This window comes from Corallococcus carmarthensis (genome assembly GCF_003611695.1).
Taxonomy (GTDB): Bacteria; Myxococcota; Myxococcia; order Myxococcales; family Myxococcaceae; genus Corallococcus; species Corallococcus carmarthensis.
Map to the genome: position 1 here is coordinate 49,084 of NZ_RAWE01000020.1, position 26,825 is coordinate 75,908.

Below are 26,825 nucleotides of genomic sequence, written 5' to 3' on the forward strand. Positions count from 1 at the left end.
TCCGGCGCCGGGTAGCGCGCTGGAGTGCCTGCCCGCTGTGCGGGTCCTGCGCGACGCGTCGCTACGCCGGCTGGGGTCGCGGTGGCTCCCCCTCGGGAGGGATGGACGGCGGCGGTGGATTGTGCGGCGGTCCGCTCTGGGGATTGCCGTGCTTGCGGTGTTTCAGGAGCTTCGTCCGAGCGCCTTCGATGATGGCGTAGAGCACCGGAATGAAGATGAGGTTCACGAAGGTGGAGAAGAGCATCCCGCCGAAGACGGTGGTGCCCAGCGACTTGCGCGCGGCGGAGCCCGCGCCGCTGGCCAGCATCAGCGGCACCACGCCGAAGAGGAACGCGAAGGACGTCATCAGGATGGGGCGCAGCCGCGTCTCCGCCGCGTTGATGGCGGACTCCACCACGCCCTGACCCTGCGCGCGCAGCTGTTCGCCGAACTCCACGATGAGGATGGCGTTCTTCGACGCGAGCCCCACCAGCATCACCAGGCCCACCTGGCAGAACACGTCGTTCACCAGCCCGCGCAGGGTCTGCAGGAGCAGCGCGCCCAGCATCGCCACGGGCACCGCGAGCATGACGACGAAGGGGAGGGCGAAGCTCTCGTACTGGGCGGACAGCACCAGGAAGACGAAGAGGATGCCCAGCGCGAAGATGATGAGCACGGTGTTGCCCGCGCTCTTCTGCTCCAGGGACAGGCCGGTCCACTCGTAGGTGAAGCCCGGCGGCAGCGTCTGGGTGGCCAGGTCCTGCATGATCTGGAGCGCCTGGCCGGTGCTGACGCCGGGGGTGCCCTGGCCGTTGAGGTTCGCGGCGCGGAAGAGGTTGTAGTGGCTGATGGTCTGCGCGGTGGCGACAGGGGTGAGCTTCACCAGCGCCTCCAGCGGCACCATGCCTCCGGCGTCCGAGCGCACGTAGAAGCTGCCAATGTCCTTCGGGTTGTCGCGGAAGGGCACGGCCGCCTGCACGAACACGCGGTAGACGCGGTTGGCGAAGGTGAAGTCGTTCACGTACTGGCTGCCCATGTAGACCTGGAGCGTGGCGAACACCGCGGCCAGGGACACGCCCTGCGCCTTGGCCTTCTCGCGGTCCACCTGGATGTTGAGCTGGGGCGAGCCCGCCGAATACGCGGAGAACACGCCGCGAAGCCGTGGCTCCTGGTTCGCCCTGCCCACCAGCGACTGGGTCGCCTGCGCCAGCTCCTCCAGCGAGTGGCCTCCCTCCTGGTCCTCCAGCACGAACTCGAAGCCGCCCACGCTGCCCACGCCCCGGATGGCGGGCGGTTGCAGCGGCAGCACCCGCGCGCCGCCCACCTGCGCCAGCGGCCCGCGCAGCCGCTCCACCATGCTCGCGACGCTCTGCTCCTTCTTCTTGCGCTCCTCCCAGGGCTTCAGGTTGAGGAAGAGCGAGCCGTAGTTGGCGCCCGTGCCCAGCAGGGAGAAGCCGCCCACGGTGAAGATGTCCGTCACCTCCGGCTGTTTGCGCAGGATGTCCTCCACCTGGAGGAGCACCTGGCGCGTGTACTCCAGCGACGTGCCCTCCGGGCCCTGCACCGCGACGATGAGGTAGCCCTGGTCCTCGTCCGGGATGAAGCCGCTGGGCACGGAGCGGTAGAGCAGCCCCGTGGCGACGAGGAACACGACGAACGCGGCGACGACGAGCCAGCGCGCCTTGCCCAGCATGAAGCCCAGGAGCTTCCCGTAGCCGCGCCGGAGCGAATCCAGCCCGTCGTCGAACTTGCGCGCCAGCACGAACTTGTTGCCCTCGTTGGAGCGCAAGAGGCGCGCGCACAGCGCGGGTGACAGGGTGAGGGCGACCAGCGCGGAGAGGCTGATGGAGAAGGCGATGGTGAGGGCGAACTGGCGGTAGATGGCGCCGGTCGTGCCGGGGAAGAACGACACCGGGATGAACACCGCGGAGAGCACCAGCGCGGTGGCCACCACGACGCCGGACACCTGCTGCATGCCCCGGGACGTGGCTGTGTGCGAGTCCACCTGGTCGTGCTCCATCACGCGCTCGACGTTCTCGATGACGACGATGGCGTCGTCCACCACCAGGCCCGTGGCCAGCGTCAGGCCGAACAGCGTCAGCGTGTTGAGGGAGAAGCCGAACGCGTTCACGAACATGAACGTGCCCACCAGCGACACCGGCAGCGTCGTCACCGCGACGAGCACGCTGCGCCAGCCGTGCAGGAAGATGAAGATGACGATGATGACCAGGAGGATGGCCTCGCCCAGCGACTGGAACACCTCCCGGATGGACGCGCTCACCGCGAGCGTCGTGTCGAACGCCACCTTGTAGGTGAGGCCGGGCGGGAAGTTGACCGACAGCCGCTTGAGCTCCGCCTCCACGCCCTCGCGCACCTGCAACGCGTTGGAGCCCGGCAACTGGGTGATGCCCAGGCCCACCGCTTCCTGCCCGTTGAAGCGCAGCAGCTGCGCGTAGTTCTCCGCGCCCAGCTGCGCGCGTCCCACGTCGCGGATCCGCACCAGGGCGCCGTCCGCCCCGCGCTGCACGACGATTTCCTCGAACTCCTTGGCGGAGGCGAGCTGCCCGTTCACCTGGAGGGACAGCTGGTAGGCCTGGTCGCTGGCGGTGGGCGCCTGGCCCACCTTGCCCGCGCCCACCTGGACGTTCTGTTCCTGCAGGGCGTTGACCACGTCCTGGGCGGTGAGGTTGCGCCGGGCCAGCTCCGTGGGGTCCAGCCACAGGCGCATGGCGAAGCGGCGCTCGCCGAAGATGCGCACGTCGCCTACGCCCTTCACGCGCAGGAGCGCGTCGCGGATGAAGACGTCCGCGTAGTTGCTGAGGAACTCCGGGTCGTAGCGCTTCTGCTTGTCGTAGATGCCAAAGGCCACGAGCAGCTGCGTCTGCGCCTTGCGCACGGTGACGCCCAGGGCGTTGACCTGCGCGGGGAGCTGCGGCGTGGCGGTGGCCACGCGGTTCTGCGCGTCCACCGCCGCCAGGTCCGGGTCTCGCGACGGATCGAAGGTGGCGATGATGTTGCACTGGCCGTCGTCGGTGCTGGTGGAGGACAGGTAGCGCATGCCCTCCATGCCGTTGAGCTGGCGCTCCAGCACGGTGGTGACGGCGTTCTCCACCGTCTCCGCGGACGCGCCGGTGTACGTGGCGGTGATCTGCACCTGCGGAAGGGCCAGCTCCGGGTACTGTTCGACGGGGAGGCTGGGGATGGAGATGGCGCCCACGAGCGTGATGAGGATGGACACGACGCTCGCGAAGACGGGGCGCTTGATGAAGAAGTCGGAGAAGTGCATGGAGGCCCCCTAGCGACCCGCGTCCGCGCCGCCGCCCGTGCCCTGAGGAGGCGCCAGCGGCATGGCTTCGTCCTGGCGCTTCTTCAGTTCGGCGGGCTTGGGCTGGATGGGCATGCCGTCGCGCAGCTGCTGCACGCCGCTGATGACCACCTGTGTGCCCGCATCCAGGCCGTTCAGCACCTCGTAGTCGTTGCCCTCGACGAGCCCCAGCGTCACCGGCTGGCGCTTCACCACGGTGCCGGCGTCGCCCTCACCCACCACCATGGCGAAGGACTGGCTGCCCTGCCGCGTCACCGCGGTGGTGGGCATCTTCAAGGTGTCGCGCACGTCATAGACGAGCTGCGCGCGCACCAGCTGGCCGGCCCTGAGGCCCACGGTGTTCGCGAAGTCGGCCTGCACCTCCACCAGCTGCGTGTTGGGGTCGGGCGTGGTGGCGACGAAGGAGGCGGGGGCGCGGACGATGGGCTCTCCGTCCTCGTTGAGCACCTCCAGCGGCGTCTGCCCCACCTTCACGCGCGAGGCCTGGTCCACCGGCACCTGCACGGACAGCTCCAGCGCGCGGCTCTGGTCCAGGATGGTGAGCGCCGTCTGCGGTGTCACGTAGTCGCCCAGCTTCACGGGGATGTCGCCCACGATGCCGTCGAAGGGGGCGCTCACGTTGAAGAAGCCCAGCTGCACCTGCTGGTTCTGGATTTGCGCTTCCGCCGCCTGGGCCTGGGCCTCGGATTGCGCCGCCTGGGCCACGGCCTGCTCGTAGTCCTGGCGGCTGACGAGTCCTTCCCTGAGCAGCTGCGCGCTGCGCTCGCGCGTCCTGCGCGCGTATTCGCGGTTGGCGACGGCGGAGGCCTTCTGGGCCTGGGTGGCGCGCAGGGTGGCCTGCTCCTGGCGCGGATCCACCACGAGCAGCACGTCTCCGGTTTTCACCCGCTGACCGGGGCGGGCGGGGATCTTCTGGATGTAGCCGGCGACCTGCGGGACGACGGTGATGCTGCTGCGGGAGATGAGGGTGCCCACGTACTCGCGGGTGTCGCGCACCGGGCCGGGCTTCACCGCCATCACCTGCACGGGCACGGGCTTGCCGCCGCCCTGGCTCTGCTGGCCGGACCGGGGGCCGCCTCCGGGCGTGGCCTGGCCGGGGTCCTTGCCGCCACTGCACCCGCCCGCCAGCGCGAGGACGAGCCCCCACGCGCCCCAACCGCCCCTCACCAATCGCATGCTGCCTCCGACAGGAATGCATCCACCTGCGCCTGGCGGAACTGGAAGTCGCGGATGACGAGCTCCAGTTCGGCCTGCCGCAGGGCCCCGGCCGCGTCCACCAGTTCGAGGCTCGTTCCGGTGCCCACCTCGAAGCTGCGGCGGGTGAGCCGGTCGTTCTCTTCCGCGAGTCCGCGCTCACGCTCCGCCAGGTCGCGCGTCGCCTGGGTCACCTGCACGGCGCGCTTCGCCTGGGTGACCTCCACGGCGATGTTGCGCTCGCGGTGGGTGACCTCCGCGCGGGCCTGCTCCAGCTGTCCGCGCGCCTGGCGCAGGAGGCCTTCGCGCGCGCCGCCGTCCCAGAAGGGCAGCACCAGGCTGGCGCCGAGGTTCCAGATGGGGACCTCCGCGAAGCCCGGGTTGACGGTGAGCGCGGTGGTGGTGCTGGTGATCTCCAGGGTGGGCGCGTACTGGCGCTTCACCTCGCCGATGGCGCGCTCGGCCACCACCTGGCGTGAGCGCGCGGCGGCGATGTCCGGGCGGTTCTCCAGCGACTCCAGCGTGCGGCAGGCCGCCTTGGCGCCCTGGAGCAGCGTGTTGAGCTCCAGGCCGGGCTTGAGGCCCACGGGGGTCGGGGTGCCCAGGGCCAGGCCCAGGGACTCGCGCGCCTGACGCAGGTTCTCGTCGCCGGTGACGACGTTGCGGCGGGCGCTCTGGGCGTCCTGTTCCACTCGGACGACGTCCAGGCGGGTGCCGGCGCCCAGCTCGAAGCGGCGCTGCGCGAGGGCCAGCCGCTCCAGCGCGGTGCGCAGGTTGACGCGGTTGACCTCCGCTAGCCGCTCGTTGGAGGAGACGGAGACGAGCGCCTGCGCGAGGCCGCGGGTGAGCTGCCGGCGCGTCTCCGCGAGCGACAGGTTGGCGGTGCGCCGCGACTCCTTCGCGCTGCCCAGGGCGTAGAGGTTGGCCAGGTCCACCACGGGCACGTTCGCGGTGAGCACGCCGATGCCCAGCAACTGCGTGGGCGTGAAGCCTCCGGCGCCGCTGACGCCGCCGCCCACGCCGCCGCCCACGCCGCCGCCCACGGCGGGGATGTCCGGGTTGAGCACGTTGTATTGGACGGACAGGTCGCCCGTGACGGAGGGCAGCAGGTTGGCGAGCGCGATGCGCCACGTGCCCGCGGCGACTTCAAGCTGGCCCAGGGCCGCCTGGAGGTCGGTGGAGCGCTGGCGCAGGAGCGTGAGCGCTTCGTTCCAGGACTGGAGTTGCTGGGGCGCGGGAGGCGCGGGAGCGAGCAGTGGATCCGACACGTTCGCCTGGAAGGGCGGTGGCACTTCCGGGACGTCGTCCGGGTTCGGGGACGCAGGCGCGCGGGGCCGCCCGGGCCGCGGCGGGGCGGGAGCCCGCGGCGCGTTGGGAGCCTGGGCGTTCGGCGCGGGCTTGTTGGGCGCGGGTGCGGACGGCGTGGGTGGCGGAGGCGCGGGGGGTGCGCGCTGCGGTGGCGCGGTGTATTGCGCGAGGACCGTCTGGGATTGTCCGGAGCCGGGCTGAGCTGCCGCCGCGCCGGGGATTCCGGCGGGAACCAGCAGGGCTGCGAACACAAGCGCGTTCATAAGGAATGCTCCCCAGGTAGGGGCGAAGCCAGCCCCCCGCCACGGTTCGCGCCCCCTGGTGCTCCAGTGGACAACACAGACGGGCGAGGAAGTGATCAGCAGTCAATGACAGACCTCCCGCCAGGGGCTGGAGGTCCGGGGTTCCCCTTACGAACGCAAGGGCAGGGAAGATGGAGGGATTCGTGGAGACATGGCGCGTCCTGACGCTGGCTGGGATAAGGGAAGAGCCAACGTGCGTCACGAGCGCCAGGCGGGCGTCTGTCTTGAAGGGAGGGCGCGCGTTCAGCACGCCACGTCTGTCATGACCGCCGGGCCCGGAGGGCCCCTGTCACTCGTAGATCTTGCCTGCGTACAGGATGGTCGCGCACCGGTGCCAGGGATTGGCGGAGAGGCCCCGTTCCCCGGTGTCCTCGGCCCAGGCCGCGCCCGCTTCGAGGAACGCCCCGATGGTGACGTTCTCCCAGCCGAGGGGGCCCGGTGAGTACGGAGCCGGAGGGAGCCGTGCTGCTTCCGCGCGGTCCGCCTCGAAGTCCTCCCTCAACGCCTGGACGAAGCGCAGGAAGGAGGGCTCGTCCGTGACTTCTTCCAGCAACTCGTGCAGCTCAGGGGCCATGGCGTCCTCCGGTTCCCGCATCCAGGCTGGGCGCCTGGAGGAACGGCAAGGGCACGGATCCATCGGGTGCATCGAAGGACCGGCCAACTTCCGACGTGGGGACCAGGATGCCGGGGCCGGCATCCGTTGGCATCAGCGACCCATCCGGTTCGCCATCCCGGAGGCGGCGGAGGATCCGGCCATCGCTTCCGACCGCGTACTGCGCGCCCGAGTGCAGCGCGGGAACGGTCAGGCCACAGGCCCGAGGATCTTCATCCATCCGGACGAAGGTGATGCCTTGCCGCTGAATGACCCTGTACCGGTGTGACTCGCGCCGGTCGACGCATGGGGTGTTGGCATCTTGTGGGCCCAGGAAGTCGGCGGCGGCGGCTTCGAGCGCATGCAGGACGGTGCCGTTCAGCTCGACCGTGCCGCCATCCGCCCCCACTTCCACGGCGGGCTGACCGAAGAAGTGGGGGAACTCGATGGACGCGTCATTTGTCCACGCATCACGCGTGGGCGTGGACCGCAGGCAGCCCGCGAGGAGCAACGCCGCCGGAATCATGAAGTGCTTTGTCGCCATGCGCCCTCTTCGTGAATGCCCCGACCTCGCCCCTAGTGGCGGTCGATCCGATAGTGCTGCGCGTCGATCCAGCTCACGCTGCCAATGGATTGGCGGCGCCATTGATTCCGCTCCTGGGTCCACTTCGACAGGTCGCCGGTCGTGGGCGTGTACTGGAAGAAGCCGTCGCAGGTCGGGTTCGCGGGGTCACTCGATGCCGAGAAGAAGGCCACGAGGGACAGTCGCAACATTCCTGCTTTCGTCTTCACCTCCCATCCATGCTCCAGTCCCATGGTGACGATGTAGCGGATGTCCTGCTCCGTGAGTTCGCCTTCGTAGGGATGCGTGTGGAGCAGGTACACGTATCCCAGGCTCCCGGGAGGGTAGCGGGCGTCGTCCACCTTGGGAGGCAGGCGGCAGCTCCGTTTGCCACGCGCGTCCTGGATCGTGGTTACGGACATCATGCTCATCTCGAACCGCTCGTCGGGCGTGTAGTAGACCCACGCGCAATACTCCTGCGACAGGTCCCATCTCAGCCGGAAGTTCATGTCCGACTTCCGCCCTGCCGTGGCATGCGGCTGCTTCAGCATCATCGAGCAGGCGGAGATGAGCGCGTCCGAGTAGGTGTTGAATGGTCCGAAGCCCGGCATGGGGCCCGGGATGCGTTCGGGAATGTCGCGAGCGTTGATCTGGACGACCCCGGGTGTCGCCGCAGTCTGCGCGCAGGCCAGCGCGAAGAGCCGCGACGAAGCACCGAGAAGCCTTGCTCCGCCGCGCATCCTCACTGCGCCGGAATCATGCCCAGCCGCTGCTTCGCGAATTTGTTCTGCGGGTCGAACCGGAGCGCTTCCTCCAGCCGGTCCCGGCCCTTCTGCGCGTTGCCCTGCACCATGTACAGGTCCGCCAGCCGCACCAGCACGTCCGCGTTGTAGGGCTGCAGGTCCAACGCCTGTTCGAACTCACGCGTCGCCGTGGTCACGTCCCGGCGGCGCATGGCCAGTTGTCCCAGCATCACGTGCGGCTGCACCAGCCCGTGCGTCTCCGGATCCGTCGCCAGTGCCTGCAACGCCGGCATCGCGCGTGTGTCCCCGAACGCCGCCAGCGTCAGCGCCGCGCCCTGCCGCACCCACAGCGAGCCGTCCTTCAACAACGGCACCAGGTCCTCCGTCGCCTCGCGCGCGTTCGCCGCGCCCAGCCCGTCGATGATGTCCGACCGCAACGTGCTGTCCGTCGTGCCCTTCAACGCCGCCCGCAGCGCCGGCACCGCGTCGTGCTTGAACCGGCGCGCCAGGAACTTCGCCGCCGCGCCCCGCAGCGTGCCCGCCTCGGACGTGTCCGCCAGCACCGTCTCCAGCGCCCCACGGCTCTGCGCCGCCGTCTTCTCGTCGAACGCGTCCGCCAATCGCAACCGCCGCTGCTGCCGCGCCTCCGCCTTCGGCCACCACTTCGTCAGCGATGCCTGCATCGCGTCCGGCGTCTCCTTCGCGTGACAGGCATTGCACGCGTTGGGAATGTCGTGGCGCGCCGTGTTCTGGGGCGCAGGCACGTCCAGCGCGTGGTCCGCGAAGTGGTCCAACACCCCCGACACCACCGGCGGCATGTGACACGCCAGGCAGTCCTGCGCCGCCGCCGCCTTGTGGTGCGTGTGCTGCTCTCCCTGCGCCACCACCTCCTGATGACAACCCTGGCACGTGGACGCGTTCACCGACGTGCGCGCCGTCACCGGCTTCTGCTTCTTCACCTCGTTGGGCGCTCTCGCGTCGTGCGGCGCCGTGTGGCACGTCAGGCACGTGGCCCCGCCCTGCAGGTGGCACTTCGACTGGATGAGCGCCTGGTATTCGAAGCTGGAGGTGCTGGGGCGCCCGTCCGGGAAGAAGTCCCCGGAGCGCTCGTTGCCCACCAGCAACACCATGGGCTGATAGCTCGCGTCGTAGCGCTGGCCGGGCTGGAAACGGTGCTGCGCGTCCAGCATGGGGAACAACGTGCGGCGCGGCCCGTGGCACTGCGCGCACACCGCGAAGCCCTCGTCCTTCGACAGCTTCGCCGGCTGGATGATGTCCGCCGGCAGCTGCGACTCCGCGTGCCGCCCACCCGGGCCGTGGCAGGACTCGCACGCGACGCCCGCGTCCGCGAACTTCGTCTCCCACTGGTGGCTCGCCCGGTCATAGCGCGCGTCCAGCCCCGTCACGTGGCAGTCCAGGCACGCGTGCTGCGCGCTGCGGCGGAAGTTCGTCCAGAAGAACGGGTGGTCCGGCGACAGCGCCCCCTGCTTCTTCTCCGAGTAGTCCACCCACTCGCTCTTGCCCGTGACGTGGAAGTACACCGGCATCACCTGCCAGCGGCCGTCCGGCAACAGCGTGATGGGGTCCTGCATCCGCTTGCCGCCCACCAGCCACTGCACCGGCCACTCGCCCAGGTTCCCGTCCGAGCCCTTGGTGCGCATCAGGTAATGGCTGCCGTCGCGGCGCATCCACGCCTCGCTGGACTCGCCCTTGAAGTGCGTGCCCGCGGTGAACGTGCCCACCACATACGGCTTCGTCGCGGGCGACAGCGCCCGCGCGTGCCAGTCGTGCTTCCAACCCGTGTGCTGCTCCTCGTGGCAGTCCGCGCACACCTGCGAGCCCACGAAGGGGTTCGGCTTCGCGGATGGCGCCTCCACCGTCTTCACCGGCACGGGCGCGGCCACGCTCCCCGCGTCCAGCGGCGCCGCCGGAGCCTGAGCCGGTGCCCGGGCCACCGGCACGGGAGGCGAGGTCGCGGCCGTTGGGCGCAGGACGAAGAACAGACCCACCGCGAGAACCACCACCGCGAGGGCGACAAGGACAGGGCGAGAGGAGCGCATCCGGAAGGTGCCGCCATGCTCCTCCCAAGCGCCGGGCGGCACAAGCGGCGCTCCGGGGGAGCCCGTCTCCTCCAGTGGACAACGACCTCCCAGGGAGGGCTGCGGTCCAGGCGAGCCCTGGATTAGGGTCCCCCTTCAATCGAAGGAGGCCGTGCCCATGCCCATGCGGTCCGTGAATGGAACCCGGCTGTACTACGAGGACACCGGTGGCTCCGGGGACGTGGTCCTCTTCAGCCACGGGCTCCTCTGGAGCACCCGGCTGTTCGACCCTCAGGTGGAGGCCCTGCGAGGCCGCTTCCGCTGCATCGCGTATGACCACCGGGGACAGGGCCAGAGCGACGTGCCCCCCGAGTCCGTCATCGACATGGAGACGGTGTACGCGGACGCGGTGGCGCTCATCGAGTCCCTGGGCGTGGCGCCCGTCCACTTCGTGGGCCTGTCCATGGGCGGCTTCGTGGGCATGCGGCTCGCGGCGCGCCGGCCGGACCTGGTGCGCTCGCTGGTGCTCCTGGAGACGTCCGCCGACCCCGAGCCCACCGCCAACGTGCCGCGTTACACCGCGCTCAACCTGGTGGCGCGCTACGCGGGCCTGGCCCCCGTCACCACGCCGGTGATGCGCATCATGTTCGGCACATCGTTCCTTACCGACCCGGGCCGCTCGGAGGAGCGGGCGCTGTGGCGCGCGCGCCTCAAGGGCAACCGCCGCGACATCTACCGCGCCGTCAACGGCGTCATCAAACGCAAGGGCGTCCCGGACGAGCTGCCGCGCATCCGCACCCCCACGCTCGTCATCGTGGGGGAGGAGGACCGCGCCACGGTGCCGGCGAAGGCGGAGCGCATCCACTCCCTCATCCCCGGCTCCCAGCTGGTGCGCCTGTCACGCGGGGGCCACTCCTCCACCGTGGAGGAGCCGGCGCTCGTCAACGCGGAGCTCGCCCCCTTCCTGACGCGGCACGCGTCCAACCAGGCCGCGCACGCGGGCTGACGCTCCGTCAACCCAAGCCTTGAGGAGGCTTTCCCATGCCAGTCGCGAAATGGAACGGTGTCGTGCTCGCGAAGAGCGACACCTACGAGACCGTGGAGGGCAACGTCTACTTCCCGCCCGACAGCCTGTCGCGCGAGCACTTCAAGCCCAGCGCCACGCATACCCACTGCCCGTGGAAGGGCGAGGCGAGCTACTACTCCGTGGAGGTGGACGGGCAGACGAACGCCGACGCCGCCTGGTACTACCCGGAGCCCAAGCCGGCCGCGTCCAACATCAAAGGCTACGTGGCCTTCTGGAAGGGCGTGACGGTGGAGCGCTGACGTCAGAGGCCCAGCAGGTACTTGCCCCAGCGCACGCTGTTGCGCATCTGCGTGACGATGAAGGCGGGCACCCACTGGATGAGGTTCGCCTCCGGCTGAACGCCGTAGCCGTTCCACAGGTCATCGTCGATGCGGTTGGGGTCCAGCGTCGTGGGGTAGGGCGCGGGCGTGCCGCCGAAGCACTCCCCTCGCGCGAAGAAGAGGCCCCACAGCGTGGCGGCCTCCGCGTGGTCGTCCGCGATGAGCCGCGTGTCCACGCCCAGCAGCGAGCCCACCAGCTTCCAGAAGGAGTACCAGCGCTGCTCGTTGTACTCGTAGTGCTTGTCCACCCACGCCTGCGCGACGATGTATGAGAACGTCAGCAGCGTGAACGCGACGGCGCTCTGGTTGTAGCAACGCCGCCCCGTGTAGCCGGACCGGTAGTGGGCCAGCGCGGAGTTGTGCATCTGCGCCAGCAGCAGCGTCGTGGCCAGCGTGCGCGTGCTGTAGAGGCTGCCCCAGCCCATGTTCATGTTGCCGTAGAGGATGCGCAGCATGATCTGCGCGGTATCGATGACCCGGCGGGACACGATGGCCTTGAGCTTGCTGTGCGGGCGCTGCTCGAACAGCGACGACACGTCCTTGTGGTAGTACGTGGCCTTGAAGGACACGCCCGCCAGCTGGTTCACGGACGTGGCCTGGAAGAAGACGTAGAAGGCCTCGTCGCGCGCGGCCTCGAAGTCGCGCAGGAACTGCGCGGAGGACCCCACGCCCGTCACCGCCTGGGTGGCCACGGAGTCATGCGCGTAGAGCACCTTCGCGATCCGGTGGTCGCTGTACGTGTTGCCCCAGAAGCCCTCGATGGCGGAGAAGGCCTTCGATGCGGGGCGCCACGCGGTGCCGTTCACGCCGGGCGTCGTCCGCACATGCGTCTTCCAGTGCTGCCGCAGGTCCTCCATGAACTGCGGCTCCGCCGCGCTCATGATGCCGTACAGGCTGTTGGCTGCGTTGAGCGGGTCGCCCAGGATGGCGTCCAGGTTCTGGCCTCGGAAGATGAAGGGCATGGGGCGGGCTCTCCGGCGGACGGCGTGTTCCCGGTGGAGTCTAGGGAACTGTTGAACCTGTAACAAACCGCCCGCTCTGGAAAACCCGTCACGTAGGGGATGTGACGGGGCGGGGTGGGACGACCTGTCGCCACGAGCGGGCTACCACGAGAGTGTTCCCGCGCTCCGGGCTCTACCCGCCCCCGCCCATGGCGGCCAGCTGCCCCTGTGCGATCTCGCGGTACAGGGGCACCACTTCGACGGACAGGACGTCACGCATCTCCTGTCGCGCGCTGTCGTAGTCGCCTGCCTCCCGGTGGCGGTACATCCGGTGGAGCGCATCTCCCAGCCTGTTTGAACCTTCGGTGATGCGCCGTGAGCACTCACGCAGCACCGCGAGCGCGCGGGCGTCGGTGCTCACGTCAGCGTCGCTCAGTGCCACTTCGCGCGCCGTGCGTCGCAGGAGGTCGCGCACGTCATCGGTGAGCACCAGCGGCGCTCCATCGCGGAGCACCTGCCGCGCGAGCGCGCGTATCGGGTCCCAGTCGGGTCCATCTTCCGTCGTCGTCATCATCGCCCATCCTTCGGCCGGCACTTGTCGAAGGGCCATTCGTGTTGCCCGGTGCAGGACTCGAAGCACGTGAAGCAGCGCGCCTTTCGTGTCCATGCCTGAATCTGGCAGTCCCCGTACAGCCGGATGCAGCGCCGTTTCCAGTCGGGGAGGTCGGCGTTGTGGGCGTCGTCGTACTCCTCCGCCTGGGAGGCGGTGTGCGAACCGGTGGCGCCAATGCCAGCGGCCATGATGGCGGCGGCCTCGGAGGCCGTGAGTCCGCATGCCTCGGGGAGGCCCGGATGCCGCTGGATGCAGTCCGTCTCGGTGTCCATGACGACGGTAGCGCATCCCAGGCTGAGCGCCGCGAGGATGGGGGGGAGAAGGCGACGCCAAGGGGCGGCGGTCCGGAGTGTCATGGTGCGCGGACCCTACGGCGCGGAGCCGGCACGTCCACTCAACCGTGCCAGATGTCCTGGGGGTGACGGGGCGGGAATGAGCGGGCTTCGCGCGAGCAGGGGAGCGGCGATGCTGGGGCTTTTCGCGGGTCCGGCATGTCCGGGCGGCGTGGAGGTGCGGAGCCTTGGCGACGGTGACCCTGCAGGACGTGCGCAAGGTGTACCGGGGTGGGGTGGCGGCGGTGAAGGGCGTGACGCTGGACATCGCGGACGGCGAGTTCGTGTCGCTGGTGGGTCCGTCCGGGTGCGGCAAGTCCACGACGTTGAACCTCATCGCCGGGCTGGAGGAGCTGTCGGGCGGGGAGCTGCGCATCGACGGGCAGCGGGTGAACGACCTGTCCCCGCGCGAGCGCGACATCGCGATGGTGTTCCAGAGCTACGCGCTCTATCCGCACCTGGACGTGGCGGGGAACCTGGCGTTCCCGCTGAAGGTGGCGGGCATGGACGCGAAGGACGTCGAGGCGCGCGTGCGCGAGGTGTCCGGGGTGCTGGGGCTGGAGGCGCTGCTGGCGCGCCGGCCGAAGGAGCTGTCGGGCGGGCAGCGGCAGCGGGTGGCGCTGGGGCGCGCGCTGGTGCGCCGGCCCAAGGTGTTCCTCTTCGACGAGCCCCTGTCCAACCTGGACGCGGCGCTGCGCACGCAGATGCGCGGCGAAATCAAGAAGCTGCATGAGCAGCTCAAGGCCACCTTCATCTACGTCACGCACGACCAGGCGGAGGCGATGACGCTGTCGGACCGCGTGGTGGTGATGAGCCAGGGGGAGGTGCAGCAGGTGGCTCCGCCGCGCGAGCTGTACGACGCGCCGGCGAACCTCTTCGTGGCGGGCTTCTTCGGCTCGCCGCGCATCAACCTGGTGAAGCCCCAGACGCTGGGGCTCACGGAGGGTGACGCGGTGCTGGGCTTGAGGCCGGAGCATCTCCAGGTGGGGCAGGGGCCCAAGCCCGCGGACGCGCAAGAGGGGCGCGTGTACCTGGTGGAGCCCATGGGCGCGGAGGTCTGGGTGACGGTGGAGATGGGGGGCGAGCGCCTGGTGGCGCGGGCGCCCGGAGACTTCCGCGCCGCGAGCGGAGACACGGTGTGGCTGCGCCACGACGCGCGGTACCTGCGCCGGTTCGATGCGAAGACGGGCCTCGCGGTGTGAGTCAGCTCAGGCGTAGACCTGTTCGCTCTCCACGATGGGTTCCAGGCGGTGCTGGAGCGCGGCCAGCCGGTCATAGCGCTGGCGCAGTGCTTCCTTGAACTCGCGTTGATCCGCGTGGGCGATTTCATCCAGCAGCGTGCGCAGCGAGGAATCCACCGCGTCCTTCAGCACGCGGGATTCTTCGTTCGACAGTTCCAAGAGCATGAGGGCCTCCTGCATCAACGTTAGGCACCGCGACGGGGGCCCGCGCGAGGCAGGTCCCTGGCCGTGGAAGAAGGCGGCCCGAGGGCCCACCGGGCTGCCTGCCAGGGCGCGCACGGCGGCGGGAGCGACCCCACTCTTGGTGAGGACCCCATGAGCGCGAGGAGCGACGCGATGATTCACGCGGGAGAAGTTCGCGAGGGCATGTCGGTGCGCACCGCCGACGGACAGCAGCTGGGCCGGGTGGCGGGCGTGGGCGACACGCACTTCGAATTGGAGCAGGGGCTGGTGCCCATTCCCCGGCGCGACTACCTGGTCGAGTACAGCGACGTGGAGGCCGTGAGCGGGGATGAAGTCCTGCTCAAGCCGGCGGACCACTCGCAGCTCACGCTGGAGGAGGACGACGACGGCGGGGCCCTGCCGCCGCGACACAGCGAGGGCCTGGAATCGGAGCCCGCGAACGACCCCGTGGGTCCCATGCGGCACTAGCGCGTCCAACCCGGAAGGCAGGTCAAGGTCCTGGAATCACAGGGTCTTGCGCGGGCTGGAGTGTCAGACCGGCGCGGTAAACGAACCCCTCGGCCAGACGTCCCGGTGGGGTCATGCGACGGTTTTCGACATCTTGCGTCACGATGCTGTGGTTGGGGGTGGTGTTCGCGTGCGGTCCCGCGCCGCGAGCGGATGCGGGCGGCGTGGAGGCGCCAGTGCCGGGCGTGTTGTCCACGCCCCGGCGGCTGTTGCCCTACGTCGCGTTGGAGGACGGGCGGGTGCTGGCGGCGGGTGGGCATGACGGCAGCCGCACGCTGGGCAGCTGCGAGGTCTTCGACCCGGACACGGGGCGGTGGCGGTCCACGGGAGCGCTGCGCACGGCGCGGCGCAACCACGCGGTGGTGCGCCTGCTGGATGGCCGGGTGCTGGTGGTGGGCGGCTCCAACGGCGTGACGGTGGGCGCGTTGGCGAGCGCGGAGCTGTACGCGCCGGACCTGGGCGTGTGGACGCAGGCGGCGCCCATGAGCGAGGCGCGCAACGACCCGGCGGTGGTGGTGTTGCCGGACGGGCGGGTGCTGGTGGCGGGAGGGACGGACGTGGACCTGCGGCCGGTGCGTTCCGCGGAGCTGTTCGACCCGGTCGCGGGGACGTGGAGCGCGGCGGAGGCGCCAGCGTACGCGCGAGGCGGCGCGGCGTCCGCGGTGATGCTGCGCACGGGCAAGGTGCTCTTCGCGAGCGGCCTGCAGTCGGAGTTGTACGACCCGGTGACGGGCCACTGGGAGAAGGCGGGAGCGGTGGGGGGTGCGGCGGGAACGCACCGGCTGGGGCACACGGTGACGCTGCTGCCGGACGGCCGCGTGCTGGTGGTGGGCGGCACCACGACGCAGGCGGCGCAAACGGCGGAGGTGTACGTGCCGGAGCGCAACGCCTGGGAGCTGGTGGCGGCGCCGGAGGTGCCACGCGAGCACCATGCGACGCTGGTGACGGCGGAGGGCGCGGTGCTGGTGGTGGGCGGCGAGCACTCCACGCGAGGCACGCTGGCCTCCGCGGAGCGCTTCGACCCGGTGAGGGGCACCTGGACGCAGGCGCCCACGCTGCACGAGCCGCGAGGCGAAGCCGGAGCGCTGTGGCTGCACCGGGGCACGGTGCTGGTGGTGGGCGGAGTGAACGAGCTGGGCACCCTGGCCACGAGCGAGGAATACGTCCCCGCCCCGGCCGTGGCCCAGGTCACTCCGGGAGAGTAGAGCGCGGTCCTGTTCATTGCAGGCCGATGGACTCGGACTGGAGGGGGATGATGGCTTCGCGGGAGGGGCGAAATATGATGCCGCATGCCCCACGGGAAGCCAGGCAGCGCGTTCGGACGCCTGGGGTTCTGTCCATGAACCCTGGCCCCCCACACCACGCGTCCATCAGCGACCCCGTGGCCGACGACTTCTGGTCCTTCGAGGACGACCACGGACGCAAGCACGTCTCCCGCGTCACCCTGGGCCGGCCCGCGCCCATCCCCCAGGATGCCAACGGGGACTGGTATTGCCCCGTGGTCATCGGCCACGCGGTGCCCATCACCGTGAGCATGGTGGGCGTCGGGCCCGTGGATGCCCTGCTCAACGCCGCGCGGTTCGTCCGCGAGCACTTCCACGAGCTGCGCAAGGTCAGCCCCCGCGCCACGCCCCCAGACTCCACGGATTCAAAGTGAAGCCAGGACAGCATGTCTGGCTTTTCCCCGAATGACTGGCAACGCGGTTCCTCAATGCCAGTCTGCCCGTGCATCGGTGCGGCGGCGTGACAGACTGCGCGCCCATGCGCTCCTGGAAACACCTGCTCGTCGTCCCGCTCGTCTTTTCCTCCGCCTGCGCCACCGCGCCCGCCGCCCCGTCCAAGCCCGAGGCTCCGGTCGCCACCGCGCCAGCCGCTCCCGCTGCCCCGGCCGCGCCCGCCGCTCCGGTGCGCCCCTTTGGCACGCTGCGCGAACAGGGCACCCGCCAGCAGGCGTGGCTCCGTGAACGGCTGGAGACCGGAGTGCCCCAGCTCATGCGCAAGTACGGCGTGCGCATGTGGGTCGTCCCCATGCGCGAGTACAACGAGGACCCCGTCTTCAAGGCGCTCGTCTCCCCCACCACCTTCTCCGCCCGCCGCCGCACCATCTACGTCTTCTTCGACCGCGGCGGCTCCCAGGGCGTGGAGCGGCTGGCCCTGGGCGGCAGCACCCAGGGCGGCCTCTATGAAGCCCGCCGTGCCCCGATGATGGTGGACCGGGGCGGCTCCCAGCGCGCCGCGGAGCTCCTGGGCCCGGAACAGTGGCTGCTCCTCAAGCAGGTCGTGGAGGAGCGCAAGCCGGACTCCATCGCCATCAACGTGTCGCCCGCCATCGCCTTCGCCGACGGCCTCACCCACGGCGAATACGAAGGCATGGCCCAGGCCCTGGGCCCCACCTGGGTGAAGCGCCTCAAGCCCGCCGGTGGCCTGCCCCTGGACGTGCTCGGCTGGCGCGGCGCCGACGAGGTCCGCTTCTACGCCGACCTCCAGAAGTACGCCTGGAACCTCATCCAGACCGCCTTCTCCAACGCCGTCATCACCCCCGGCACCACCACCACCCAGGACGTGGAGTGGTGGATGCGCCAGCAACTGGCCGATGAAGGCCTGGACACCTGGTTCCAACCCGACGTGGACGTGCAGCGCCAGGGCGCCACCGACGAACAGCTGGGCGACAACCCCGTCATCCAGCGCGGCGACGTGCTCCACTGCGACTTCGGCGTCACCGCGCTCCGCCTCAACACCGACACCCAGCACATGGGCTACGTGCTGCGCGACGGAGAGTCGGACGCCCCGGAAGGCCTCAAGGCCGCGCTCAAGGCGTCCAACCGGCTCCAGGACATCGTCACCGGCGAAATCAAGCCGGGCCGCACCGGCAACGAAGTGCTGCGCGCCGCGCTCACCCGCATGAAGTCCGAAGGCATCAACGGCAGCGTGTACTCACACCCCATTGGCCTGCACGGCCATGGCGCGGGCCCCATGATTGGCATGTGGGACCGCCAGGAGGGCGTGCCCGGCAACGGCGAGCACCCGGTGATGCCCAACAGCTGGTTCTCCATCGAGCTGCAGGCGACCAGCCCCGTGCCGGAGTGGAAGAACCAGCCCGTGCGCTCCGCCCAGGAGGAGGACGTCGTGGTGGACGCGGAAGGCGCCGTGCACTGGGCCCTCCAGCGTCAGACGTCCTTCCACCTGGTGCGCTGAGGCCTACTTCGCCGCGCCCGTCATGGACTTGAGCAGCGTCACCAGCGCCTGCTTCTCCTCGCTGCTCAGGTCCAGCTTGACGATGGTCTCCGTGCGCACGCCGACGAAGGTGCCGTCCGGGTCGCCGCCCTCGTTGTAGAAGTCGACCACGTCCTCCAGCGTCTTGCGCGCGCCGGTGTGCATGTACGGCGCGCTCAGCGCCACGTTGCGCAGGGTGGGCGTGCGGAATGCGCCGTCCACCTCCGTGGGCTTGCTCTGCGCCTGCGCCTTGAGCGTGGACAGCCGCGCCGCGTCCGTGCCCGACGGGGCGTCGCTGTAGATGCCCGCGGCGTTGAGAGGCCAGGACAGCAGCGCGTCCACGGCGGCCGCCTGTCCGTGACGCCCCGCCCCCTCATCCTTCAGCCCCAGGTTGTGGAACTTGTCGTCCGACAGCGAGCGGCCCTTGTGGCACACCACGCACTGGCCCTTGCGCACGAACGTCTTCAGGCCCAGGTACGCGGGGTCCTTCTCCTGCGTGCCCGCCTCCACCGCCTGAAGGAAGCGCCGCACGTCCGCGTCGAAGGGCGCGTCGGTGCGGTTGAGCGTGCGCTGGTACGCCGCCAGCACCTTGCCCACGTTGGCCATCAGCCGGTCCGGGTCCGACTCGTCCGCGGGCGCCTTGCCGAACAGCTGCGTGTACGCCGTCGTGTACGTGGGCTCCGCCGTCAGCCGCGCGCGCACCACCGTCGCGTCCGAGTCCATTTCGAGGGGGTTCGTCATCGGCAGGATGGCCTGCGACCAGAGCCGGTCCGCCCGCCCGTCCCACATGAACCAGCGGCTGTAGCCCACGTTCAGCAGGCTGGGCGGGTTGCGCTCCGACAGGTGGCCTCCGCAGCCCTCCGCGCTCGCCGTCTCCACCGTGTAGGACTCGCCCGCGTGGCAGCTCTTGCAGGACACCGTGCCGCAGCGCGACAGGCCCTTGTCCTCGAAGAGCCGCTGACCCAACGCCGCCGCGTCCGCGTTGTCGCCCCACTTGTTGGTGGGGTCCACCTCCGGCCTCGCGCTCTGCGTGTGCAGGGCGCTCAGCTCATCCAGCTCGTCTTCGGTGGGAAAGGGCACTTCGGATTCGCAGCCGGCCCCCAGCAGGGCCAGGGCGAGCACGGCGGTACGCGGACGGAGACCAGTCATGGGCCGGGGCAGCTTCGCGCCCTTGTGTTCAGCAATCAATGGTCCCTGTCTCCCCGCAGGGCATGCGGGCGTCCACGCACGAAGGCCGGGACCCCCCTCGGGACGCCCCGGCCTTCACCGCGTGAAGCACTTCAACGGGACTTCAGGAGCGCTACTCGCAGGCCAGCTTGAAGCTCACCACCGGCGCGGAGAACTTGGCGATATTCATCTTCGTGGAGCCCGGGGTGACCGTGGGCGCCACGCCGTTGGCGCACTTGAGGCCCGCGTCCACCGCCAGCTCCACGTTCAGGTCCTTGCCATCCGGCAGCCCGCTCACGGTGTAGCTGCAGCGGTTGTTGCGGCTCTGCTTCACCTCACCCCTGCCCAGGGCCACGGCGTCGCTCTCCGCCACCTTCACCCGCACCGACGTGCACGGGTCACCCTGCAGGCCGCTCGCCGGGTACGCGACGCTGCCCGTGACCGTGGCGTTGCCCCCACGACCCGAGGCCGCCGCGCCACTCGAAGAGGCGCAACCCGTAGCGGCGACGACCAGGGCGGCAACAGCAATTCGCAACATGGATATCCTCAATTCAAGAATGAAAGGGTTTTCGCGCCGGGGGCTGCCTTCCCGGCAGCCATTGGCGCGCGCCACGTACAATCCCGGCGCGCTTTCATTCCACGCAGGAGCGCATTCTCGATTGCGTCACGCAGCGCGTTTTTTGGATCTCCAACATCCGCGCTCCGCGTCCGGGCCGCGCCCCTCGCGCTTCCCATCTCTTGAGAAACGCGTGTGTCACGGCAGCCGCTGCAAGGCGTTCCGCGCGCGCACCAGTCCGTGACCGAACACGAAGTCGCGGCCCGGGATGCCCAGGTCTCGCGCGGAGGCCTCCATCGCGTCGCGCACCTGCTGGGGCGTGAGCTCCGGCCGGGCGCTCCAGAGGAGCGCGGCCACGCCGCTCACGTAGGGCGCGGCCATGGAGGTGCCGGACACGTAGGTGTAGTCCACCGGGACGAGCGACAGCCGCGCGTCGGCGCCCAGCCGCTCGCGCAGCATGGTGCTGGCGGCCTGGTTGACGCTGACGGCGGGGGCCCAGTGGCCGCTGCGCGGCAGGGAGAAGATGTCCACCGCGCCGCCCGCCGGGCCGTCGTCGGTGCCGAAGACGACGGCGCTCGCGCCCTGCTTCATCACGTTGGCCATGGCTTGATCCACGGGCACCGCGCCCGGCCGCACGTAGGCGACGAAGCCGTCGCAGGTGGCGCCCAGGCACGCGTCCAGCGAATCCCCCAGGCCGCAGTCCACCAGCCGCCCGGAGGTGTCACCCGTGGGCGAATACAAGAGCGAGCGCGACAGCGGGGACGTGTTCTCCACGGACATCTCCGCGAAGGCGCCCAGCCCGCGCGGGAAGGTGGACAGCACGTCCACGCCGGGCGCCACGAGCGCGAGCGCCGGGCCCGCGTTGGAGAAGTTCGCGCGCCGCTCCTGCGCGTCCACCGCGCCCACCGCGAGCACGGACGGGTCGGACGCCGGGTACAGCACCGGGCCGCCCTGGTTGCCCGCGGCGGCCACCACCAGCATGCCGTGGTCCCGCAGCGCCTGGAACGCCTCCACCGTGCTGCGGGTGGCCGTGCCTCCGCCCAGGGACATGGACACGACGCGCGCGCCCTGGTCGTCGCACCACTCCATGGCGGAGAGGACCACGCTCATCTGCGTCTGCCCCTGCAGGTCCAGCACGCGGGCGATGAGCAGCGACGCCCCGGGCGCCACGCCCACCATGCCGCCGGGGGTGCCCCGGGGACCGCTGGAGCCACCCTGGCCCATGCGCGCCGCGATGATGCCCGCCACGTGCGTGCCGTGGCCCTGGCCCCACTGACCGCGGCCGTCGCGGTCGTTCGCGTCGTCGTCCTCGTCCAGGAAGTCGCGGCTGGCCACCACCGCGCCCTGGAACTCCGGGTGCCCCATGTCCAGCCCGCTGTCGATGACGCACACCTTCACGCCCTCGCCCGTGGGCGCGCCCACGTCCAGCACGCCGTCCCCGTCCGCGTCCCACACCTCCGGGGCCTCCACCAGGCGCAGCCCTTCCGTGTACTCGGAGGGGATGGGCAGGGTGGCCGCCGCCTGGCGCGCCAGCGGCGCGAAGAGGCCGGGCGTCAGGCCCTGGGCGCTCCAGATCTGGTCCACCTCGATGCTCTCCACCAGCTCGCTGCGCTCCAGGACGTAGCGCTCCATGGGCGTCACGCGCGCGGCCACGGCGGGGATGCTGCGGTAGACGGCGCTCACCGTCGCGCCGGTGCTGGCGGTGAAGCTGGCGCCGGACGCCGTGACGTGCGCGGCCTGCGTGCCGCCCTGCCGGCGGAAGCGGATGATGACCGGCTCGCGTCCATCGTTGTTCATCCGGGAGGGCTGCCGGTCATCCAGTCCCTGGCGGACGTCCATCGCTCCGGCCATGCCTCCGGCGATGATGCCCGGGCACACCTGGCCCTGCGCGGAGGCGCGCGTGGACGACTCTGGCGCACACGCGGCCAGCGCCAGCAACCCGAAGATTCCCCAACGCTTCATGATGCGACTCCTTCCATGCAGGACGCCCCTCCCGAGGGCGGCCCCCCACATGGCGGAGGACCGGGAGGTGCCCGCCCCCCTCACCTGGGAAGGAAGCGGCGTGCTGCGATGAGGGAACGCATCCGTGCGCGGACTCGCATCGTCTCCAGGCCGGGGGGGCACCCCTGACGTAAGCGGGTGCACAACAGACCTGTTGTCCGTCTGAACACAGGCTCGGGAATTCCGTCAGCTCCGGGACTTTCTCTTTTTCGCGCCCGGGGTGTCTGGAGCTGGGGAAGGAAGGGGGAGGCGCGTGGTGCGCGGCTTGATTCCATGGGGGAGTCCGTGCTGCGCTCCGGAGCGAAAAGCCATGAGCACCGCACCCACAGAGTCCCCCCGTTTTTTCGGGCGCTATGAGCTCGTCCACCTCCTGGGCCAGGGCGGCATGGGAGAGGTGTACCTGGCGAAGCTGTCCGGGGCGGCGGGCTTCGAAAAGCCCTGCATCGTGAAGACCATCCTGCCGGGGCTGGTGAAGGACCGGCAGTTCCTGGACCGGTTCCACCACGAGGCCAAGGTGCTGGTGCACCTGGTCCACTCCTCCATCGCCCAGGTGTACGACATGGGCGAGGCGGACGGCACCTACTACATGGCCCTGGAGTACGTGGCCGGGGTGGACCTGGGGTACCTGCTGGAGCAGGCCCGGGTGCAGGGGCGGGCGGTGCCGGCGCCGGTGGCGCTCTACGTCGGCCAGCGCATGGCGGAGGGCCTGGGGTACGCGCACCGCAAGACGGGCACGGACGGCGAGCCCCTGGGCATCGTCCACCGCGACGTGTCCCCGCACAACGTGATGGTGTCGTACGAGGGCGAGGTGAAGGTCATCGACTTCGGCCTCGCGAAGTCCACCGCGCGCAGCAAGTACACGCTGCCGTCCACGGTGATGGGGAAGCTGGGCTACATGTCCCCGGAGCAGGTCCGCGCGGAGCCCCTGGATCACCGCAGCGACATCTACTCCTGCGCGGTGGTGGTGTGGGAGATGCTCGCGGGCCGTGGGCTCGTTCCCCACGGCACCGTGGGTGAGATGATGGCGGCCATGTCGCACCCGGTGGTGCCGCCGCTGACGGACTTCCGTCCGGACGTGGAGCCGTCGCTGGAGGCCGTGCTGCGCCGCGCGCTGGCGCCGTCGCCAACGGACCGGTACGCGCGGGCGGATGAGTTCGCGCGCGCGCTCAACGCGGAGCTGCTGCGGTCGGGCAGCCCCATCGGGGCGGAGGAGGTGGGCGAGTTCGTCCGCGCGCTCTGCCCGGAGGCCTTCGCGGAGCAGCGCAAGCTGACGTCCGGCGTGCACGGCGAACGGCGCACGCCGTCGCCCGCGCCCCGGGGCGGTTCGGGCACGGGGCTGTATGGCGGCTCCGGCTCCGGGAGTGGCGCGTCCCCGGACGAAGCGGCCTTCCAGGCCACGGCGCTGCGGAACGCGGAGGATCCGGCCGGCAACAGGCCCCACACCGGGCGCATCGACGTGGACGGGCCGGGGGTCGGGCCGGGGGGCACGTTCGTGTCCCATCCTTCGCCGGGGCAGGGTTCCGGTGGCGTGGCGCGGAGCACGCCGGGCTCTGGTGGCGTGGCCCGGAGCACGCCGGGCTCTGGTGGCGTGGCGCGGAGCACCGACGGCGTGGACGCGGCCGCGCTGGGCGCCACCGCGGTGCACCTGCCGGCCGCACCGGCCCAGGGTGCCGTGTCCACGAGCACGTCCGGGCAGGTGCCGGTGCAGTCCGAGCGCAGGCCGGTGGCGCGGATCGCCGTGGCGGCGCTGCTGCTGGTGGGCGCCTCCGTGGGCATCACCGCCTTCGTGCTCCGCTCGCACACGGCCGAGCAGCCCGGGGTGCCCCAGACGCTTCCGCCAGCGGAGCCGGTGGTGGCGGCAGCGCCCCCGAAGGTGGAGGAGCCCCCTCCGGCGGTGACGCCGCCCGTGGAGCCTCCTCCCGAGGCGGTGGCGGACGCGGGCGTGGTGGCGAGCGTGGGGGAGCCGGTGGCGAAGCCTCCGCCCGAGTCGAAGCCCGTCGCCGGGACGAAGCGGCCCGTGCCACGTCCGGTCGAACTGGTGCCCGCGCACCTGCCCGTGGCGAAGATTGGCGAAACGGGCGGCGGCCAGCGCGTGGTGAACGCGGCCATTCCCTCCGGCATCAACGCGGGCACGGTGTTCAAGGTGGTGGGTCCGCCGCAGAAGGGGACCCGCAAGCGCCCGGTGCTGGGGACGGCGACCGTGGAGTCCATCAAACCGAACCGCGACCGCATGACGCTGCGGCTGGACGCGGAGGCGGACGCGGCGAAGGAGCCTCGCTTCCTGCTGATGACCGTGCGCCCCTCGGGGCCGGCGTTGCCCACGCCCGCGCCCGAGCCCACGCCGGTGGTCGCGACGCCCGCGCCCGAGCCGAAGCCCGTGGAGCGCTCACGCCTCCTGGGACAAGCGGAGATGGATGGACTCCTGGGGAGCGACTTCGGCCGCACGCTCTATGTGATCAGCTCCGACACGCGCACCTGGCACAACTGCGCCATCGTCCTGAGCGGACGGAAGGAGGCGCGGATGGCGCGGCTCGAGCCCTACACCACGCACAAGGTCGATGTGCAGGAGCGCTACTTCAAGGTGAACAACAAGGCGCCCGAAGTGCCCAAGAAGGCCGTGTGGGTGAGCTGCGACGAGGGCGAGGACACCTTCGCGCTGATCAAGCGCTGAAGCGCGGGGCGGGAGCACGCGGCTCCCGGCCCGCTCACCGCTCCAGCCTCGCGGCGGCCACGGGGCACTCGTTGCGCACGAACTCCGTGACCTCCGAGTCGCCGCCGTTCGCGTTGCGCACCGCGCGGGACAGGGACGTGCGGCACTGCCAGTTCTCCTCTCGCGTGCCGTGGCAGCAGTGCCAGCCGGTCAGCGTGCGGTCCAGGTACTGGAGCATCTCCTGGCGCGTGGGCGTGACGATGCTCCACACCGCGCCCGCGAGCAGCACCGCGCCCACGAGCGGCAGCGGCAGGCTCCTCACCCAGCCGCGCACGCCGCCCGGAATCACGGCCGCGTGCACGCCCAGCTGTGCATCCAGCGGCCGGTGTTGCAGCACCACCTGGAGCACCAGCTCCACCGGCGCGGTGAGGGCGCGCAGCAGGCCCGTGCCCAGGCCCGGCACCTTTCCTTCCGCGCGCTCCAGCTTCAGGCCCAGGGCCTGACGGCCCGGGGTGAGCCCCGTCAGCCCGCCCACGCAGGACAGCAGGAGCCACGCGGCCCCCATGGCGAACCCCAACAGACCGGCCGTGGACACCCACTCCGCCGCGCGCACCGCACCCCAACCCACGAGCGCCGCGCCCGTGAGGTCCAGCAGGTCCGCCACCCAGAGCCGGTTCTGGAACCGGGCCTCGGTGGGCGGAGTGTCCATGGAGAACAACGTCCCGTCGCTCATCAGCCTCTCTCGTGTACGAGCGGGGCGCGAGCATAGGCGGCCCGCCGTGCACAGGCGCGCTCCAAAACGTCCAGCTCGCCGATGCCCGGGGATGCCTACAGGTCCAGGACCAGCCGCTTGGACCGGGCGCGCGACACGCAGACGAGCATCCGCGCGTCTCCCGCGGCTTCCTGCTGGAAGAACGTGTCACGGTGGTCCGGGGTGCCCTCGCACACGCGGGTGACGCAGGTGCCGCAGGAGCCCGCCTCACAGTCGCTCTCCACCTTGACGCCGTGGGTGCGTAGCACGTTGAGCACGCTCTTGCCGGCCGGGACGCGCAGCACCTGGCCGGTGCTCTTGAGCGCCACCTCGAAGTCCTGCTCCGGCGTCGCGTGGGTGGCGGACGTGCCCTCCGCGGTGAAGGCCTCGAAGTGCACCTTCTCCCAGGGCCACTTGTGCAGCGTGGCCGCCTCGCGCACGGCCTTCATCAGGCCCGCGGGGCCGCAGCAGTACAGCCGCGTGCCCGGGCCGCGCGTGGCGAGCAGCGCCCGCACGTCCAGTCCCTTCGTGGGGTCGCCCCCGTCGTGGTGCACGTGCACGCGGCCCGCGAAGGACGGCGTGGAAAACAGCTCCCGGAAGGCGGTGCGGTCCGCGTCGCGGGCGCAGTAGTGCAGCACCCACTCCGCGCCGGTGCGCTCCAGCAGGCGCGCCATGGCCAGCAGCGGCGTGATGCCGATGCCGCCCGCGATGAGCACGTAGCTGCGTCCGTACAGGAGTGGGAAGTCGTTGACGGGCTCGCTCACGGTGAGCACGTCGCCCTCGTGGACGTGGTCGTGCATCGCCTTGGAGCCGCCGCGGCCGTTGGCGTCGCGCTGCACGGCGATGACGTAGCGGTGCGTTTCGCCCGGGTCGTTGCAGAGCGAGTACTGGCGCATGCCGCCGAGGCCCGGCACCTGCACGTCCAGGTGGGCGCCGGCCTCGAACTCGGGCAGGGCGCTGCCGTCCTGGGAGACCAGCTCGTAGGACTGGATGCCTTCCGCCTCGCGGGTGATGCGTGCCACCCGCAGACGCAGTGTGTTCGTCGTCACGGTATTGCCCCTGTTCCCAAGCCCGCCGCCCGCGCGAGACCGATCTGGCCGCGCACGGTGTGCACTCCCGGGCCTGAAGGGGAGTGGGGCCCGGTGTGGTTTTCAGATGGGTTCCGGACACTCGGCCGCTTCCGCCCGCCTGCCCTCCGTCCGGACGCGGGGGCCGGGGC

At 70.7% G+C, this 26,825-nt stretch carries 24 protein-coding genes; 8 read left to right on the forward strand and 16 right to left on the reverse strand.

Features of this window, described 5'->3' with window-relative positions:
• Positions 1-61: 61 nt before the first annotated feature.
• The 7 genes from D7X32_RS08505 to D7X32_RS47485 form a co-directional block, all read right to left on the reverse strand.
• Positions 62-3,265 carry an efflux RND transporter permease subunit gene (locus D7X32_RS08505; protein ID WP_120602000.1) on the reverse strand — a complete coding sequence of 1,068 codons (3,204 nt, stop codon included), beginning with the start codon at positions 3,263-3,265 and terminating at the stop codon, positions 62-64.
• A gap of 9 nt (positions 3,266-3,274) precedes the next feature.
• On the reverse strand, positions 3,275-4,480 hold the full coding sequence (locus D7X32_RS08510) for an efflux RND transporter periplasmic adaptor subunit (RefSeq protein ID WP_120602001.1): 1,206 nt from the start codon (positions 4,478-4,480) through the stop codon (positions 3,275-3,277).
• Positions 4,468-5,790 carry a TolC family protein gene (locus D7X32_RS08515; protein WP_120602002.1) on the reverse strand — a complete coding sequence of 441 codons (1,323 nt, stop codon included), beginning with the start codon at positions 5,788-5,790 and terminating at the stop codon, positions 4,468-4,470. The genes D7X32_RS08510 and D7X32_RS08515 overlap by 13 nt, the downstream gene beginning before the upstream one ends.
• 607 nt (positions 5,791-6,397) lie before the next feature.
• Positions 6,398-6,682, reverse strand: a complete 285-nt coding sequence (locus tag D7X32_RS08520) for a DUF7660 family protein (RefSeq protein ID WP_120602028.1) — start codon at positions 6,680-6,682, stop codon at positions 6,398-6,400.
• Positions 6,672-7,226: a hypothetical protein gene (locus D7X32_RS08525; protein WP_147450076.1), complete on the reverse strand. Its 555-nt coding sequence runs from the start codon at positions 7,224-7,226 to the stop codon at positions 6,672-6,674. The genes D7X32_RS08520 and D7X32_RS08525 overlap by 11 nt, the downstream gene beginning before the upstream one ends.
• A gap of 50 nt (positions 7,227-7,276) precedes the next feature.
• A complete protein-coding gene (locus D7X32_RS08530; RefSeq protein WP_244238911.1) occupies positions 7,277-8,002 on the reverse strand; it encodes a hypothetical protein in 726 nt (241 codons plus the stop codon).
• A 2-nt stretch (positions 8,003-8,004) separates the two neighbouring features.
• Positions 8,005-10,065, reverse strand: a complete 2,061-nt coding sequence (locus D7X32_RS47485; RefSeq protein WP_120602029.1) for a HEAT repeat domain-containing protein — start codon at positions 10,063-10,065, stop codon at positions 8,005-8,007.
• A gap of 157 nt (positions 10,066-10,222) precedes the next feature.
• Between D7X32_RS47485 and D7X32_RS08540 the strand changes: the two genes are divergently transcribed.
• Entirely contained in the window at positions 10,223-11,050 is an 828-nt protein-coding gene (locus D7X32_RS08540) for an alpha/beta fold hydrolase (protein WP_120602005.1), read from the forward strand.
• Positions 11,051-11,085: 35 nt separating this feature from the next.
• Positions 11,086-11,370, forward strand: a complete 285-nt coding sequence (locus tag D7X32_RS08545) for a DUF427 domain-containing protein (RefSeq protein ID WP_120602006.1) — start codon at positions 11,086-11,088, stop codon at positions 11,368-11,370.
• Between the two features lie 2 nt (positions 11,371-11,372).
• Here the strand turns inward: D7X32_RS08545 and D7X32_RS08550 are convergent, their stop codons facing one another.
• From D7X32_RS08550 to D7X32_RS08560, 3 genes are all read right to left on the reverse strand, one after another.
• Positions 11,373-12,413, reverse strand: a complete 1,041-nt coding sequence (locus D7X32_RS08550) for an oxygenase MpaB family protein (RefSeq protein WP_120602007.1) — start codon at positions 12,411-12,413, stop codon at positions 11,373-11,375.
• Positions 12,414-12,585: 172 nt separating this feature from the next.
• Positions 12,586-12,966: a DUSAM domain-containing protein gene (locus D7X32_RS08555; protein ID WP_244238912.1), complete on the reverse strand. Its 381-nt coding sequence runs from the start codon at positions 12,964-12,966 to the stop codon at positions 12,586-12,588.
• Positions 12,963-13,277: a hypothetical protein gene (locus D7X32_RS08560; RefSeq protein WP_120602030.1), complete on the reverse strand. Its 315-nt coding sequence runs from the start codon at positions 13,275-13,277 to the stop codon at positions 12,963-12,965. The genes D7X32_RS08555 and D7X32_RS08560 overlap by 4 nt, the downstream gene beginning before the upstream one ends.
• A 248-nt stretch (positions 13,278-13,525) precedes the next feature.
• On the opposite strand from D7X32_RS08560, the gene D7X32_RS08565 reads away from it, so the two are divergent.
• A complete protein-coding gene (locus D7X32_RS08565; RefSeq protein ID WP_120602009.1) occupies positions 13,526-14,539 on the forward strand; it encodes an ABC transporter ATP-binding protein in 1,014 nt (337 codons plus the stop codon).
• A 6-nt stretch (positions 14,540-14,545) separates the two neighbouring features.
• Here the strand turns inward: D7X32_RS08565 and D7X32_RS08570 are convergent, their stop codons facing one another.
• Positions 14,546-14,743 carry a hypothetical protein gene (locus tag D7X32_RS08570; protein WP_120602010.1) on the reverse strand — a complete coding sequence of 66 codons (198 nt, stop codon included), beginning with the start codon at positions 14,741-14,743 and terminating at the stop codon, positions 14,546-14,548.
• Between the two features lie 150 nt (positions 14,744-14,893).
• Between D7X32_RS08570 and D7X32_RS08575 the strand changes: the two genes are divergently transcribed.
• The 4 genes from D7X32_RS08575 to D7X32_RS08590 all read left to right on the forward strand — a co-directional run bounded on the left by D7X32_RS08575 (position 14,894) and on the right by D7X32_RS08590 (position 18,463).
• Positions 14,894-15,229, forward strand: coding sequence for a DUF2171 domain-containing protein (locus D7X32_RS08575; protein WP_244238913.1), 336 nt, complete (start codon positions 14,894-14,896; stop codon positions 15,227-15,229).
• A 113-nt stretch (positions 15,230-15,342) separates the two neighbouring features.
• Positions 15,343-16,473 carry a Kelch repeat-containing protein gene (locus D7X32_RS47490; RefSeq protein ID WP_120602012.1) on the forward strand — a complete coding sequence of 377 codons (1,131 nt, stop codon included), beginning with the start codon at positions 15,343-15,345 and terminating at the stop codon, positions 16,471-16,473.
• Between the two features lie 134 nt (positions 16,474-16,607).
• Complete coding sequence (locus tag D7X32_RS08585) at positions 16,608-16,925, forward strand: hypothetical protein (protein WP_120602013.1); 318 nt, start codon at positions 16,608-16,610, stop codon at positions 16,923-16,925.
• A gap of 104 nt (positions 16,926-17,029) precedes the next feature.
• The gene (locus D7X32_RS08590) at positions 17,030-18,463 is read left to right on the forward strand and encodes a M24 family metallopeptidase (RefSeq protein ID WP_120602014.1); all 1,434 of its coding nucleotides are present in this window, start codon (positions 17,030-17,032) and stop codon (positions 18,461-18,463) included.
• Between the two features lie 3 nt (positions 18,464-18,466).
• Here D7X32_RS08590 and D7X32_RS08595 read toward each other — a convergent pair whose 3' ends face one another.
• The 3 genes from D7X32_RS08595 to D7X32_RS08605 all read right to left on the reverse strand — a co-directional run bounded on the left by D7X32_RS08595 (position 18,467) and on the right by D7X32_RS08605 (position 22,166).
• Positions 18,467-19,630 carry a cytochrome-c peroxidase gene (locus D7X32_RS08595; protein ID WP_120602031.1) on the reverse strand — a complete coding sequence of 388 codons (1,164 nt, stop codon included), beginning with the start codon at positions 19,628-19,630 and terminating at the stop codon, positions 18,467-18,469.
• Between the two features lie 151 nt (positions 19,631-19,781).
• Positions 19,782-20,186 carry a hypothetical protein gene (locus D7X32_RS08600; RefSeq protein WP_120602015.1) on the reverse strand — a complete coding sequence of 135 codons (405 nt, stop codon included), beginning with the start codon at positions 20,184-20,186 and terminating at the stop codon, positions 19,782-19,784.
• Between the two features lie 216 nt (positions 20,187-20,402).
• Positions 20,403-22,166, reverse strand: a complete 1,764-nt coding sequence (locus D7X32_RS08605; protein WP_120602016.1) for a S8 family serine peptidase — start codon at positions 22,164-22,166, stop codon at positions 20,403-20,405.
• Positions 22,167-22,515: 349 nt separating this feature from the next.
• Between D7X32_RS08605 and D7X32_RS08610 the strand changes: the two genes are divergently transcribed.
• Positions 22,516-24,876 (forward strand): serine/threonine protein kinase, encoded by a 2,361-nt coding sequence (locus D7X32_RS08610; RefSeq protein WP_120602017.1) that lies wholly within the window; start codon positions 22,516-22,518, stop codon positions 24,874-24,876.
• Positions 24,877-24,910: 34 nt separating this feature from the next.
• On the opposite strand, the gene D7X32_RS08615 is transcribed toward D7X32_RS08610, so the two are convergent.
• Together D7X32_RS08615 and D7X32_RS08620 are read right to left on the reverse strand one after the other, a co-directional pair.
• The gene (locus tag D7X32_RS08615; protein WP_120602018.1) at positions 24,911-25,588 is read right to left on the reverse strand and encodes an RDD family protein; all 678 of its coding nucleotides are present in this window, start codon (positions 25,586-25,588) and stop codon (positions 24,911-24,913) included.
• A gap of 95 nt (positions 25,589-25,683) precedes the next feature.
• A complete protein-coding gene (locus D7X32_RS08620) occupies positions 25,684-26,655 on the reverse strand; it encodes a PDR/VanB family oxidoreductase (RefSeq protein WP_120602019.1) in 972 nt (323 codons plus the stop codon).
• Positions 26,656-26,825: the final 170 nt, after the last annotated feature.